General features: G+C 67.7%; 16 protein-coding genes. 12 read left to right on the top strand and 4 right to left on the bottom strand.

Going from position 1 to position 13,998, the window contains the following annotated elements:
- Window positions 1-4: 4 nt before the first annotated feature.
- Window positions 5-721: an RNA polymerase sigma factor FliA gene (locus AC099J_RS03285; protein ID WP_479613763.1), complete on the top strand. Its 717-nt coding sequence runs from the start codon at window positions 5-7 to the stop codon at window positions 719-721.
- Window positions 722-797: 76 nt separating this feature from the next.
- On the opposite strand, the gene AC099J_RS03280 is transcribed toward AC099J_RS03285, so the two are convergent.
- The 4 genes from AC099J_RS03280 to flgA all read right to left on the bottom strand — a co-directional run bounded on the left by AC099J_RS03280 (window position 798) and on the right by flgA (window position 3,323).
- The gene (locus tag AC099J_RS03280) at window positions 798-1,562 is read right to left on the bottom strand and encodes a PEP-CTERM sorting domain-containing protein (protein ID WP_479613762.1); all 765 of its coding nucleotides are present in this window, start codon (window positions 1,560-1,562) and stop codon (window positions 798-800) included.
- Window positions 1,563-1,772: 210 nt separating this feature from the next.
- Window positions 1,773-2,147 carry a hypothetical protein gene (locus tag AC099J_RS03275; protein ID WP_479613761.1) on the bottom strand — a complete coding sequence of 125 codons (375 nt, stop codon included), beginning with the start codon at window positions 2,145-2,147 and terminating at the stop codon, window positions 1,773-1,775.
- Window positions 2,148-2,166: 19 nt separating this feature from the next.
- A complete protein-coding gene (flgM, locus tag AC099J_RS03270) occupies window positions 2,167-2,490 on the bottom strand; it encodes a flagellar biosynthesis anti-sigma factor FlgM (RefSeq protein WP_479613760.1) in 324 nt (107 codons plus the stop codon).
- Window positions 2,491-2,597: 107 nt separating this feature from the next.
- Window positions 2,598-3,323: a flagellar basal body P-ring formation chaperone FlgA gene (gene flgA / locus AC099J_RS03265; RefSeq protein ID WP_479613759.1), complete on the bottom strand. Its 726-nt coding sequence runs from the start codon at window positions 3,321-3,323 to the stop codon at window positions 2,598-2,600.
- A gap of 181 nt (window positions 3,324-3,504) precedes the next feature.
- Here flgA and flgB point away from each other — a divergent pair, with 181 nt between their 5' ends.
- The 11 genes from flgB (at window position 3,505) to flgL (ending at window position 13,964) form a co-directional block, all read left to right on the top strand.
- The gene (flgB, locus tag AC099J_RS03260) at window positions 3,505-3,933 is read left to right on the top strand and encodes a flagellar basal body rod protein FlgB (protein ID WP_479613758.1); all 429 of its coding nucleotides are present in this window, start codon (window positions 3,505-3,507) and stop codon (window positions 3,931-3,933) included.
- A gap of 11 nt (window positions 3,934-3,944) precedes the next feature.
- Window positions 3,945-4,349 (top strand): flagellar basal body rod protein FlgC, encoded by a 405-nt coding sequence (flgC, locus tag AC099J_RS03255; protein WP_479613757.1) that lies wholly within the window; start codon window positions 3,945-3,947, stop codon window positions 4,347-4,349.
- A gap of 91 nt (window positions 4,350-4,440) precedes the next feature.
- Window positions 4,441-5,097 (top strand): flagellar hook assembly protein FlgD, encoded by a 657-nt coding sequence (locus AC099J_RS03250; RefSeq protein ID WP_479613756.1) that lies wholly within the window; start codon window positions 4,441-4,443, stop codon window positions 5,095-5,097.
- A 35-nt stretch (window positions 5,098-5,132) separates the two neighbouring features.
- Window positions 5,133-6,359 (top strand): flagellar hook protein FlgE, encoded by a 1,227-nt coding sequence (gene flgE, locus AC099J_RS03245; protein WP_479613755.1) that lies wholly within the window; start codon window positions 5,133-5,135, stop codon window positions 6,357-6,359.
- A 25-nt stretch (window positions 6,360-6,384) separates the two neighbouring features.
- Window positions 6,385-7,125, top strand: a complete 741-nt coding sequence (gene flgF / locus AC099J_RS03240; protein ID WP_479613754.1) for a flagellar basal-body rod protein FlgF — start codon at window positions 6,385-6,387, stop codon at window positions 7,123-7,125.
- A gap of 12 nt (window positions 7,126-7,137) precedes the next feature.
- On the top strand, window positions 7,138-7,920 hold the full coding sequence (gene flgG / locus AC099J_RS03235; protein ID WP_479613753.1) for a flagellar basal-body rod protein FlgG: 783 nt from the start codon (window positions 7,138-7,140) through the stop codon (window positions 7,918-7,920).
- A 10-nt stretch (window positions 7,921-7,930) separates the two neighbouring features.
- Window positions 7,931-8,623: a flagellar basal body L-ring protein FlgH gene (locus AC099J_RS03230; RefSeq protein WP_479613752.1), complete on the top strand. Its 693-nt coding sequence runs from the start codon at window positions 7,931-7,933 to the stop codon at window positions 8,621-8,623.
- A 48-nt stretch (window positions 8,624-8,671) separates the two neighbouring features.
- Entirely contained in the window at window positions 8,672-9,787 is a 1,116-nt protein-coding gene (locus AC099J_RS03225; protein WP_479613751.1) for a flagellar basal body P-ring protein FlgI, read from the top strand.
- Entirely contained in the window at window positions 9,788-10,639 is an 852-nt protein-coding gene (gene flgJ / locus AC099J_RS03220) for a flagellar assembly peptidoglycan hydrolase FlgJ (RefSeq protein ID WP_479613750.1), read from the top strand.
- Window positions 10,636-12,540 carry a flagellar hook-associated protein FlgK gene (flgK, locus tag AC099J_RS03215; protein WP_479613749.1) on the top strand — a complete coding sequence of 635 codons (1,905 nt, stop codon included), beginning with the start codon at window positions 10,636-10,638 and terminating at the stop codon, window positions 12,538-12,540. The genes flgJ and flgK overlap by 4 nt, the downstream gene beginning before the upstream one ends.
- A gap of 173 nt (window positions 12,541-12,713) precedes the next feature.
- The gene (gene flgL, locus AC099J_RS03210) at window positions 12,714-13,964 is read left to right on the top strand and encodes a flagellar hook-associated protein FlgL (RefSeq protein WP_479613748.1); all 1,251 of its coding nucleotides are present in this window, start codon (window positions 12,714-12,716) and stop codon (window positions 13,962-13,964) included.
- Window positions 13,965-13,998: the final 34 nt, after the last annotated feature.

The raw sequence follows: 13,998 nt of genomic DNA, 5'->3' as shown, positions 1-13,998 counted from the left end.
CCTGATGTACACCGCCAAAGGCCAGCTGGATCGCGAGCACATGATCCGGCAGTACGTGCCCCTGGTGCGCCGGCTGGCCCACCACATGATCGCCAAGCTGCCCGCCAACATCGAGCTGGACGACCTGATCCAGGTCGGCATGATCGGCCTGTCGGAGGCGTTGACGCGCTATGAGGTGGCTCAGGGCGTGCAGTTCGAAACCTTTGCCACGCAGCGCATCCGTGGCGCCATGATCGACGAGCTGCGCGAGGGCGACTGGATGTCGCGCGGCTCGCGCAAAAGCCAGAAGGACATCGAGCGCGCTGTGCAGCGCGTCGAGCAGCGTGTCGGCCGCGCACCCAGGGAATCGGAGATCGCCGACGAGCTGGGCATGACCCTGCCCGACTACCAGGAGCTGCTGGGCAGGGTGCGCGGCACACAGCTGGTCTACCTGGAAGACATGGGCGGCGGTGAAGACGGCGACGATGGCTTTCTGGACCGCCACACCGGCGACGCCGAGGCCGACCCGATGCAGCGTCTGCGCGACAGCCGGCTGCGCAGCGCGCTGGTCGAGGCCATCAAGGCGCTGCCCGAGCGCGAGCAGTTCGTGATGAGCATGTACTACGAGCAGGACATGAATCTCAAGGAAATCGCCGCCGTGCTGGGCGTCACAGAATCGCGCGTGTGCCAGTTGCACAGCCAATCGGTGGCGCGGCTGCGGGCGAAGATGCGGGCGCATTGACGGCCGCTTTGAGCGCCCAGCAAAAAACCCGCCGAGGCGGGTTTTTTCTTTGGATGCAGGGATGTGCCTGCGCGTGTCAGACCTTGCGTCGGCGTGCCGCAGCGAGACCGGCCAGCGCCAGTCCGACCAAGGCCAGCGACGCCGGCTCAGGCACATCCCGGGAATCGCCCACGCCAGAGCCGCCAGCGCGCGCGCCGGTGATCATGTCCTGCGCACCGGCCGCTGTCAGCGTCATCACGTACTGGCCATCCAGCGCTTCAGACACGTCCAGCGCGTCGTAGAACGAGTAGAGATAGTTCGTCGTGGCTCCGCGCACGCCCGACGTTGCCTGAAACTCGCCAGCCGAATTGGTCCAGGTGCTGGAGGTGTCGTACAGGCTTTCCCAGATGCCCAGCTGGATGGCTGCGCTCATCGAGCTGTTCGTCGGGTTGAGCCAGGCATACGGGTCATAGACGCCGGTGTTCAGGCTCAGCGTGTAGTTCACGGCGCCCAGGAAATCCAGCGTGCGCGCGCGCTCGCCATCCATGTTCACGGTGTAGGTGATCCGATCGCCGCCGTTGATGGATTCGGCCAGGTCGTAGCAGTATGCAAAGAAGTCGTTGGACGAGATGAAGACGGACGGCTCGACGCCACTGGTTGCGGCCACGCTGCCGCTGAACATGCCGACATTGAGATTGTCCGTTTCGGTGCCGAACCGGACGTCGATGTTGCTGTCATAGCCCGAGTCGTGACGCGTGTCGTACAGGGCCGCATCGAAATCGACGCGGACCGTGGCGGCACTGGCAGTCGATGCGACGGCGGCCAAAACGAGGGGGGTAAGGATGTGTTTAATGTGTTTCATGGTGCTTCTTTGTATGCACCATGTGTGCCAGCTTGATGTGAACTTTTACTGCGGACAATCTCACGCCAGAAGTCCGATTCGGCCGGGAAATGTGAACAATGCGACGAGAAACCCTGTCGATGGAATTGACAGGTCTTTAGCGCACGGCGCGCAGGCGCCAATGAAAACGCCCCGCATGGCGGGGCGTTTGCGTGGGCAAAGCAGGCGTCTCTACCGTGCCGGTGCCGCGTAGATGCGGGCCACCGACCCCGTGAAGCCCCCAGCACGGCCGCTGGCGTAGGTGACGCTGTGCTGCGGCACCACGGCCGCCAGGCTCCGCTCATTCACGACGGCGCGGCGGGCCAGGTGTTCACGCTGACGGGAAAGGGACTGGGACACGGCCTGCAGCCGCGCGCGCACTGCCGGCTGCTGCAAGGTGTCCAGCGGTTCGATGCGGCCGGCCTGGGCCAGTTCGGCCATGGCGGTGCGCAGGGCCGTGGCCTCCCGCTCCAGGGCCAGCGCATCGCCGGTGACCAGCCGGGTGGCCATGCTGCCCAGCAACTGCTCGACATCGCCGAGGCTGCGTTCGAGACGGGGGGACGTCATGGCCGGCAACCCCGAACGCTCAGGCGCCGTTTGCCTTGGGTTGCAGCATTTCCTGGGCGTTTGCCAGCATCTTGTCGGCGATCGCCTCGGCATTCACTTTGTAGCTGCCGTTCGCCATGGCGGCCTTGACCGCGTCCACCTTGGTCTGGTCGATATCGCCCAGATCGCCACGGCGCGACGCTTCCATCGTGCGGGCCAGCGCAGAAACCGACACGGACGCGCCAGCGGCCGGCGTGCTTGCGGCCGTTTTCGCCTGCGTGGCGGCTTCCATGTCCTGCCCGGGCCGTTTCGCGACCGGAGCGTTGACTCCGGTGGGCAGCTCGGGCGATTGACCAATCTTCATCGCTCTCTCCAAAAGCCTCGGGTGCAAGGCATCGTGGCAATGGTTTCGGCAGTTCCTGCGGCAACTTGAGGGCCAGCATCATGTTTCGTTCCATCTCCTCGGGCCGGTCACAGCGCCAGCTGAACGGTGCGGGCATCCAGCACGACGCCCGAGAGGATGCGGCCATTGTCCATGCGCACCCGCGCCGGCTGGCCCACCACGCCAGCGCTGAGGGCCTGGGCGCTGGAACTGACGGCAAAGCCCTGGCCCTGCGCCACCACGCGCACCTGGGTGCCCGCAGCGAACACGGTGGCGGCGCGCACCATGGACTGGCGGATCGCCTGCCCCGGCATGTAGGTGCGGGTGGCGATCTGGCCCACCCACAGTTCGGGGTCGGCCAGCACGGGGGAGCGGTCTTCGGCCCAGTCGACCTCGGCCTGCTCGGCGTCGTTGGGGCCGAGCACCGTGCCCTGTTCCACCGGGCTGCGCAGCACCCAGGCCGGCCCGAAGGCCTTGACCGTGATCGGCAGAAAAACGCTCCAGCGGGTGGGTCCGTCCACGCAGCGCAGGCCCAGCCGGGCACGGCCCCACAAGCGCGCGTTGGGCGGCATGAAGGGCTCGACCTGGTTGCACGGGGCCAGCCGCAGCCGGCTGTCCAGCGCGCCGATGCTGACCTCCATGCGCAGGGGCATCTTGTCGTTCTGGGGCAGCGCGGCCAGCACGCCCTCGACCCATTGCTGTGTGGCGGCGGCATAGCCGGTGGTCGCGTCGGCCTGCGCCCAGGCGCCCGCGCAGCCGGCCAGCAGTGCGGGCAGCACCAGGCTGCGCAGCCATCGGATGGGGGCCATGGGCATCTCCTGCAAGCGTGAAAGAACGAGATCCACTGTAGGCACCCGGGCCCGACGCGAAGCGGGAAACAACCCGCCAAACACCGGCCTCATCGCGTCTTCGGCGCCGACCTCACTCCGCACAATTTGCAACACCCCCGGCACCGGACTCCCCCGTGCAGCCGGCCCGATTGCATGAGGTGATGCCATGTTGGACAGGTTGACCGGCTCCATCGATTTCCAGGCCCGCGCACTGGTGCTGCGCTCGGAACGCCAGCGCACGATCGCCAGCAACATCGCCAACGTGGACACGCCCGGCTTCGTGGCGCGCGACTACAAGTTCGGCGAGGCGCTGCAAAGCGTGATGGACAACCCGAAGGGCTACACCGTCAGCACCGCGCCGGCCCGCACCGACGCGCGGCACCTGGCGTTCTCGCGCATCGGCACGCTGAACGGCGGCGCCAACCAGCCCGAGCTGGGCTACAGCGTGCAGGCCCAGCCGAACCTGGACAACAACACCGTCGACCTGGACCGCGAGCGCGCCAACTTCGTCGACAACACCGTGCGCTATGAGGCGGCGCTGCGCTTCATCAACGGCCATTCCAAGACCATGCTGTCCGCCATCCAAGGGCAGTAAGGAGCGACGCCATGTCCATGTTTTCCATCTTCGGCATCTCGGGCAGCGGCATCAGTTCGCAGTCGCAGCGGCTCAACGTGGTGGCCAGCAACCTGGCCAACGTCGATGCCGTGGCGGGGCCCGACGGCACCCCCTACAAGGCGCGGCAGGTGGTGTTCCAGACCACGCTGATGGGGGCCGAGAGCGCGGCCGGCGTGGCCGTGCGCCAGGTCACCGAGAGCGAGGCGCCGGGCCGCAAGGTGCTGGACCCGAACCACCCGCTGTCCGACGCGCAGGGCTATGTGACGCATTCGAACGTGAACGCGGTCGAGGAGATGGTCAACATGATTTCGGCCTCGCGCTCCTACCAGAACAACGTGGAAGTCATGAACACCGCCAAGACCCTGCTGCTCAAAACGCTGCAGATGGGCCAGTGAGCACCGCCGGGCCGCCCCAAGGTGCTCAGCACCGCAGCACGCAGTGCGAAGGTACTCCAGTTCCGCCCGCCCACATTGAGAAGGACACCCCATGGCCATCAGCACCGACGTCATCAGCGCCATCAACGGCACCCCCGCCGGCAGCAGTGCCGGCAACAGCACCGCCACCGCACAGGCCACGCAGGACCGGTTCCTCAAGCTGCTGGTGGCGCAGCTGAACAGCCAGGACCCGATGAACCCGATGGACAACGCGCAGATGACCTCGCAGATCGCGCAGCTCAACACGGTGACCGGCATCGAGACGCTGAACGCCACGGTGACCGGCATGATCTCGCAGCTGGCCTCGCTGCAGACGCTGCAGGGCGCCAGTATGGTGGGCCGTGAGGTGCTGGTCGAGGGCTCGGGCCTGTCCGTGACCGACGGCGTGGGCCGCGGCAGCTTCGACCTGGGGGCCGCCGCCGACACGGCCAGGATCGAGATTCGCACCGCCGGCGGCACGCTGGTCGACACGCTGCAGATGAACGCGCTGAGTGCCGGCCGCCAGAGCTTCGAGTGGGACGCCTCCAAATACAGCGGCGGCGCCGACCTGCAGTTCAAGGTGACCGCCACCAGCAACAAGACCCCCGTCACCGCCACCCCGCTGGAGCGCGCCAAGGTCGGCGCCGTCAGCAACGAGAACAACGCGCTGATGCTGCAGCTGGCCAGCGGCGCGACCGTCGCGTACAGCGCCGTCAAGGCCATCTTCTAACTGCCCCGCACCTTCCTTCTCCACAGGAGTCCGCCATGAGTTTCCAACAAGGCCTGTCTGGCCTGAACGCCGCCAGCAAGAACCTGGATGTGATCGGCCACAACATCGCCAATGCCAACACCACGGGCATGAAGTCCTCGCGCGCCGAGTTCGCCGAGCTGTACGCCTCCAGCCTGGGCTCCTCAGGCGGCATCAACAGCGGCATCGGGGTGGAGGTCAACACCGTCTCGCAGCAGTTCACGCAGGGCAACGTGAGCATCACCGGCAACACCATGGACGTGGCCATCAACGGCAACGGCTTCTTCCAGATCACGCAGCCGAACGGCTCGCCCGCCTACACGCGGGACGGCACGTTCAAGCTGACCAAGGACGGCGAGATCGTCACCACCGACGGTGGCGCGCTGATGGGCGTGACCGCGCTGCCTGATGGCTCCGTGCCGACCGGTGGCGCGGTCGGCCCGCTGGTGCTGCCGGCCGGCGGCGAGATCGACGCCCAGATCAGCACCAAGGTGGACCTGCGCTTCAACCTGGACGCAGCGGCCGCCGTGCCCACCGGCACCGCGCCGGCGGCCCTGGTGCCGCCGCTGGAGACCTACGGCACTTCGGCCATCGCCTACAACTCGCAGGGCGCCGAGATCCCGGTGGCCATGTACTTCACGAAGACCGCCGCCAATGCGTGGGACGTGTGGACCTCGGTCGACGGTGCTGCGCCCACGCTGGCCGGCCCCATGACCTTCGGCAACGACGGCAACCTGACCTCGTCGCCCACGGGCCTGACGCCGCTGACGCTACTCGAATCCGACGGCGCGACCACCTTCCCGGTGGCGATCAACCTGGAGCGGGCCACGCAGTTCGGTTCGTCCAAGTTCTCGGTGACCAAGGCCGTGGGCGATGGCCAGGCGCCCGGCAAGCTCACCTCGATCAACATCGACGAGAGCGGCCTGATCCAGGGCGTGTATTCCAATGGCAAGTCGATCGCCGCGGGCCAGATCCAGCTGGCCACCTTTACCAACATGCAGGGGCTGGCGCCGATCGGCGGCAACCTGTGGCAGGCCACGTTCTCCTCGGGCCCGCCAACGGCCACCGGCGTGCCGGGCACCGGCAACCTGGGTGTGCTGCGCGCCGGCGCGCTGGAAGACTCCAACGTCGACCTGACCAAGGAGCTGGTCAACATGATGACCGCGCAGCGCACCTACCAGGCCAATGCGCAGACCATCAAGACGCAAGACCAGGTCTTGAACACGCTGCTGAACCTGCGCTGACCTGAGCCCACCAGAAAGCTGAGCCATGGACCACATCATCTACACCGCGATGACGGGCGCCATCGCCGCCTCGAGCCGGCAGGCGGTGTTGTCCAACAACCTGGCGAACGTGTCGACCAACGGCTTTCGCGCCGAGCTGTCGACCTTCCGCTCGGTGCCGCTGAACGGGCCGGGCTCCAGCAGCCGCGTGTTCGCGCTGGAGACCACGCGCGGCCACTCCGAAACCCCCGGCGCCGTGCAGCGCACCGGCCGCAACCTGGACGCCATGGCCCGCGACAACGCCTGGTTTGCCGTGCAGGGGCTGGACGGCACCGAGGCCTACACCCGTGGCGGCGCGTTCGAGGTCTCGCCGGCCGGCGTGCTGGTCACGCCCACCGGGCTGCCGGTGCTGTCGGCCGGGGGCGCGCCGATCGACGTGCCGCCGAATGCCGAAGTCACGCTCGGCTCGGACGGCACCGTCAGCGCCAAGGCCGGCAACCAGCCGTCGACCAACCTGGGCCGGTTGAAGCTGGCCACGCCGACGCCTGAAGAGCGGCTCAAGCGCAGCGACGACGGCCTGTTTCGCACCGCCACAGGCGACCCGCTGCAGGCCGACGGCAACGCGCGCCTGCAGGTCGGTGCGCTGGAGAGCTCGAACGTCAACGCGATCGAGACCATGGTCGGGATGATCCAGGTCGCACGCCAGTTCGAAGTGCAGATGCGCATGTTGCAGATGGCCGAATCGGGCGACAAGAGCGCCAGCCAACTGCTCGGTATTCAAGGATAAGGAAGCCTCGCCATGATCAATTCGCTCTGGATCTCCAAGACCGGCATGGAAGCCCAGCAAACCCAGCTGGACGTCATCTCGCACAACCTGGCCAACGTCTCGACCACCGGCTACAAGCGCGCCAATGCGGTGTTCGAAGACCTGATCTACCAGAACCTGCGCCAGGTCGGCGCCAACAACACCGAGGCCGAGCAGCTGCCCACCGGCCTGCAGCTGGGCCTGGGCGTGCGCACCGTGGCCACCAGCCGCTCGTATGCGCAGGGCACGATCCAGCTGACCAACAATGCCTTCGACGTGGCCATCAATGGCAACGGCTTCTTCAACATCCAGCTGCCCGACGGCAGCGTCGGCTACACGCGCGACGGCAGCTTCCAGGTCGACTCGCAAGGCCGGCTGGTCACCGCCAACGGGCTGCCGGTGGCCAACGGCGTGACGGTGCCGCCGAACGCGCTGTCGGTGAACATCAGCGAGACGGGCACGGTCTCCGTCGTGCTGCCGGGCAACGCCGCACCGCAGACGGTGGGCACCATCGCACTGTCGAACTTCATCAACCCGCCCGGGCTGGAGCCGCGCGGCCAGAACATCTTCACCGAGACCGCCGCCTCGGGCCAGCCGCAGGGCGGCACGCCGGGCACCAACGGGCTGGGCATCATGAAGCAGAACTACCTGGAAACCTCGAACGTCAACGTGGTGCAGGAGCTGGTGACCATGATCCAGACCCAGCGCGCCTACGAGATGAATTCCAAGGCCGTGCAGACTTCGGACCAGATGCTGCAGAAGCTGGCGCAGCTGTGAGGGCTCTGGCATGACTTACTCGCGACGCTTCACACCCTGGCTGCTGGCGCTGGCCGCGTTCGCGCTGGCCGGCTGCGAGACGCTGCAGCAGACGCCCAAGGTCGAGTTCCCCGCCGAATCGTTGTCGCGCCCGGTGGCCATGGCGCCGGCAACGCCCGTTGCCGTCACCGGCGGGCTGTATTCGCACGTGCGCTACCGCCCCTTTTTCGAGGACCGCCGCCCACGCCTGATCGGCGATTCGCTCACGGTGCAGATCGTGGAGAACATCAACGCCAGCCAGCGCTCGTCGTCCACGGTCGACAAGGCCGGCTCGGTCAACAGCGGCATCAGCGGCTTCCCGTTCCTTTCATCCAAGTTGCTGGGCAAGCTCAACGTCGGCGCCGAGACCGAGAACACATTTGCCGGCAGCGGCGGCACGCAAAGCGCCAACACCTTCACCGGCACCATCACCGTGACGGTGGTCGACGTGATGCCCAATGGCCACCTGGTGGTGGCCGGCGACAAGCAGATCGGCGTCAACCAGAACGTGGACGTGCTGCGCTTCTCCGGGACGGTGGACCCGCGCGCCGTGCAGGCCGGCAGCTCGGTGCCATCGACCGCCGTGGCCAACGTGCGGGTCGAATCGCGCGGCCGTGGGCAGCAGCAGGATGCGCAGGTAATTGGCTGGCTGGCGCGGTTCTTTTTGAGCGTTCTGCCGTTCTGACGCTGCGCAGAATAGGCGCAGCTTCCCCCACCCCCCCTGACTGCCGCCATGCCCAACGCCCTGCGCTTTCTCCTCCCGCTGCTCGCGGCGCTGTCGCTGCTGGCGCTGCCGGCGCAGGCCGCGCGCATCAAGGAGCTGGCGTCCGTCCAGGGCGTGCGCAGCAACCAGTTGACCGGCTATGGCCTGGTGGTGGGCCTGGACGGCACCGGCGACCAGACCACGCAGATGCCCTACACCACGCAGAGTCTGTCGAACTACCTGCAGCAGCAGGGCATCAGCCTGCCGGCGGCCGCCGCCTCGCAGTTGCAGCTGAAGAACGTGGCGGCGGTGCTGGTGACGGCGCAGCTGCCGGCGTTCGCGCAGCCCGGCCAGGTGATCGACGTGACGGTGGCCTCCATGGGCAACGCCAAGTCGATCAAGGGCGGCACGCTGATCGCCACGCCGCTGCGCGGTGCCGATGGCGAGATCTACGCGCTGGCCCAGGGCAGCCTGGTGGTGGCCGGCGCCGGCGCTGCCGCTGGTGGCAGCAAGGTGCAGATCAACCACCTGTCGGCCGGCCGCATTCCCGGCGGCGCGCAGGTCGAGCGCAGCGTGCCCTCGCCACTGCAGGACGGCGACTACGTCACGCTGGGGCTGGACGAATCGGACTTCCAGACCGCGCGCCGCGTGGCCGCCGCCATCAATGACCGGCTGGGCACGGGCCTGGCGCAGGCGCTGGACGGCCGCACGGTGCAGGTGCGCGCGCCGAACAACCCCAACGCCCGCGTCAACTTCATCGCCGAGTTGCAGGAGCTGCAGATCGAGAAGGTCATGCCCGCGGCGCGCGTGGTCATCAACGCACGCACCGGCTCCATCGTGCTGAACCAAGCCGTGACGCTGGGGGCCTGCGCCATTGCGCACGGCAACCTGTCGATCAGCATCGCCAGCACGCCGGTCATCAGCCAGCCGGCTCCGCTCTCGCAGGGGCAGACGGTGGTGACGGAGCAGGCGGACATCAAGGTCACGCAGGAGCCCGGCAAGCTGCTGTCGATGCCGGCCTCGTCGCAGCTGTCTGACGTGGTGCGCGCACTGAACGCGCTGGGCGCCACGCCGCAGGATCTGTTGGCCATCCTGCAGGCGATCAAGGCCGCAGGCGCACTCAACGCAGAGTTGGAGGTGATCTAGATGTCGCTCTCGCCCCTTGCCACCAACTCGAACGGCCTGGCCGCTGACGCGCGCTCGCTGGACGCGCTGAAAGCCTCGGCCAACAAGGACGGCGCCGGGGCCATCAAGGAAGCGGCCAAGCAGCTCGAATCGCTGTTCATGCGCGAGCTGATCAAGAGCATGCGCGAGGCGACGATGAAGTCCGGCATGCTGGACAGCAACCAGACCCAGATCAGCAGCGACCTGCTGGACCAGCAACTCTCGGTCTCGATGTCGGGCCTGCAGGGGGGGCTGTCCGCCGCGATCGAGCGCCAGCTGGCGCGCCAAACCGTGGGCATGGACAACACGCGCGTGCCGCCTGCCAGCGTCGAGAAGGTCTCGCGTGCCGGCAGCGGCACGGGCAAGACCGGCTTCGTGCAGCAGCACCAGGACGCGGCGGCCCGCATCGAGCAGCAAAGCGGCATCCCCGCCAGTTTCATGATCGGCCAGGCCGCGCACGAAACCGGCTGGGGCAAGCGCGAGATCAAGCATGGCGATGGCAGCACCTCGTTCAACCTGTTCGGCATCAAGGCCGGCGCGGGGTGGACAGGCAAGGTGGCTGAGGTGACGACCACCGAGTACGTGAACGGCGAGGCGCGCAAGATGAAGGCCAAGTTCCGCGCCTACGATTCGTACGAAGAGTCGTTCCGCGACTACGCCAAGCTCATCAACAACAGCCCGCGCTACGAGAAGGTGCGCACGCAGACCGCCTCGCCGCTGGCTTTTGCCACCGAGCTCAAGCGCGCCGGCTATGCCACCGACCCGGACTACGCCGGCAAGCTGAGCCGCGTGATCAACAGCACGCTGCAGGTGCAGCGGGCGCTCACGGCATGAGCAACATCCTCAATGTCGGCACGCGCGCGCTGCTGGCCAACGAGGTGGCGCTGCAGACGGCTGGCCACAACATTGCCAATGCCAGCACCGTGGGCTATTCGCGCCAGGTGGTGCGGCTGGCCACGGTGGAGGGGCAGTTCAGCGGCAGCGGCTACATCGGCAAGGGCGTGGACGCGGTGGCCATCGAGCGCGTGTACGACGCCTACCTCACGCGGCAGGCCGCGCTGTCCAAATCGGTCTCGGCGCAGGACGTGGCGCGTGCCGAGAAGCTGCTGCAACTCGAAGACGTGTTCGGCAGCGGCACCACCGGGCTGGGTGCTGCGGTCAACGAGATGCTGAACGCCTTCACCGACGTGGCCACCGCGCCGACCGACCTGACCGCCCGCACCGTGGTGTTGACGCGGGCCTCGGAGACGGCGGCACGCTTCAACGATTCGGCCACGCAGTTGGGCAACCTGCAGAAGGGCCTGACCGAGGCGCTGGAGAACAGCGTGGATGCAGTCAACGCGCTGACCACCAGCATCGCCGAGGTCAACAGCCAGATCCAGCAGGCGCGCGGCTCGGGCCAGTCGCCCAACGATCTGCTGGACAAGCGCGACAAGCTGATCAGCGACCTGAACCAGTACGTGCAGACCACGGCGCTGGACAACAACGACGGCACCGTCAGCGTGTTCGTGGCGCAGAGCCAGCCCATCGTGCTGGGCACCCGCGCGATCAATATGGAAGTGCGGGCCGACCCGATGGACCCGACGCGCAGCCAGCTGACGGTGGTCAACGGCAATGCGGTGGTACCGCTGCGCGAGGACATGCTGGGCGGCGGTTCGATGTCCGGGCTGATGCGCTTCCAGAACGAAGACCTGGTCGAGGCCACCAACCTGCTGGGCCGCATGGCGGTGGCCATCACGACAGTGGTCAATGCCCAGCATCAGCTGGGGCTGGACCTGGATGGCAACCCCGGCGGCGATCTGTTCAGCCCGCTGCAGATGCCCAACGGCATCGGCGCGGTGGCCAACACCGGCAGCGCCACCGTCGGCGTGAGCGTGGCGAATCCGTCGCAGGCACCGCAGCTGGAGGCGTCGGACTACCGCGTGGTGTTCAGCTCGCCGACCACCTTCACGGTGGAGCGCATGTCGGACGGCACCTTCCCCACTGTGGCCGCCGGCCCGCCACCGACGGTGGACGGCCTGGCGCTGAACATCACCGGCGCGGCCGCCGCGGGCGATATCTTTCTGTTGCGCCCGTTCAGCACGGCGGCCGATGGCATCCATACGGTGTTCGCATCGCCGCGCGACCTGGCCGTCGCCAGCACGGTGCAGGCCAGTATGGGCACCTCCAACACCGGCGGCCTGGCGGTGGCCAGTCTGCGCGCCGGCGTGACGCCGCAGCCGGCCGCCGTGACCATCAGCTTCGTCAACGGCACGACCTACACGCGCTCGGACACCGGGGCCGCCACCTACCCCTACAGCCCCGGCAGCGCGCTCACCTACGACGCGGCCCTACCTACCGCGTGGACACTGCAGCTGAGCGGCGCGCCCCAGCCCGGCGACACGCTGACCGTGGGGCCGATCAACACCGCCTTCGCGCCACTGGACGCCGGCAACGCGCAGGCGCTGATGGACCTGCGCGACCTGGCCATGTTCGACGGCGCGCCGCTGTCGGACGGCTACGCCGCGCTGCTCTCGCAGGTGGGTGTGCGGGCGCAGAGCGCCCAGTTCGCGGCCGATGTTTCCAAGGCCATCGCCGACAGCCTGGAGACGCAGCGCACCGGCGTCTCCGGCGTGAACCTGGACGAAGAGGCCGCCAAGCTCATCCAGTACCAGCAGGCCTACCAGGCTTCTGCCAAGATGATCCAGGTCGCGCAGACCATCTTCGACAGCCTGATCGCTACCGTCGCGCGCTAGACATGAACCACCCCCCAAGCGGCTTCGCCGCTCCCCCCTCTGCTGCGCGAGGAGGGCACACCCAGCGGCCTGGCAGAGCCAGTTCCGCGGGTGCCCTGGCCGGGCCTGTGGTCGGCGCGCTGCTGATTGGGCTGCGGGTGGCTCGCAGCTCAATCGATCATTGAGAGGGAACCATGGCCAACACCTTCACCCGCCTGGGCACCGCCAACACCTACGACAACGCGATGCGCACACTGCAGACGCGCCAGAGCAATCTGTCGGACCTGCAGGCCAAGCTGACCGAGGGCAAGCGCGTGACGCGGGCCAGCGACGACCCGACCGCCGCTGCGCAGGCCGAGCGCGCGCAGACGCGCATCGCCCGCATCACCGTGGAGCAGCGCGCACTGGAGGTGCAAAAGAGCGCCATCGCGCTGGGCGAATCCACCCTGGGCGAGGGCACGGCGCTGCTGCAGCAGTTCCGTGATCTGCTGGTGCAGTCGGGCAACGGCGTCAACAGCGCGACCGAGCGCGAGACGATTGCCAAGCAGCTGACTGGCCTGCGCGACGAGCTGTTCGCGCTGGCCAACCGCAAGGACGCCAACGGCATGCCCTTGTTCCACGGCCTGGGCAGCACGGTGGCACCGTTCGAGATCAGCGCCGACGGCGTCGCGCCCGACCCGGACTACGCCTTCAATGGCCTGCCCGGCCAGGCCGCTGCGGGGCAGACCTCGATCCCGTTCTCGCTGGACGGCCGCGCCACCTGGATGGACGTGCCCGAGAGCAACGGCGTCTTCAACGTGCGCCTGGGCGCCGGCAACACCGGCCAGGCGTACACCGATGTTGGTCTGATCAAAGACCCGGGCCTGATGGCCACCGAGGGCACGGACTACACCGTCACCTTCACCAGCGCGACGAGCTACGACGTGCTGAACAACAGCACCGGCCTGGCGACCACGGGCCAGCCCTATACGCCGGGCCAGACCATCACCCTGGGCGGCATCTCGATGGTCGTCAAGGGCGTGCCGGCGGTCGGCGACCAGCTGGAGGTGAATGCCAACCTGCCGAACGACCGGCCCAGCATCTTCGGCGTGCTGGACCGCGCGATTGCCGGCATGTTCGCGCCGGGCAGCAGCACCGTGGGCGCCAGCAGCACCGATGCGCAGTTCAACCACGAACTGTCGATCTCGCTGGCGCAGGTGGACACCAGCCTGGAGCGCATCGGCGCCGTGCGCGGCCAGGCCGGCGACCTGCTGAACCGGGCCGACCGCATCAGCAGCACGCAGGAGGAGCGCTCGATCCAGTCCGAGGCCGACCGATCGCGCGCAGAGGACATGGATATGATCAAAGGCCTGTCTGATTTCAAGAACCAGCAGACCAGCTACCAGGCCGCATTGCAGACCTACGCATCCATCCAGAAGCTGTCGCTGTTCAACTTCATCAACTAGTACTGCACAGCGCGCCCACCGCGCGTGCAGCGCG

Source organism: Rhodoferax sp. RT4P68 (assembly GCF_056521305.1).
The sequence above is the reverse complement of the archived record's forward strand: the minus strand, read 5'-3'. Positions and strand labels throughout refer to the sequence as shown.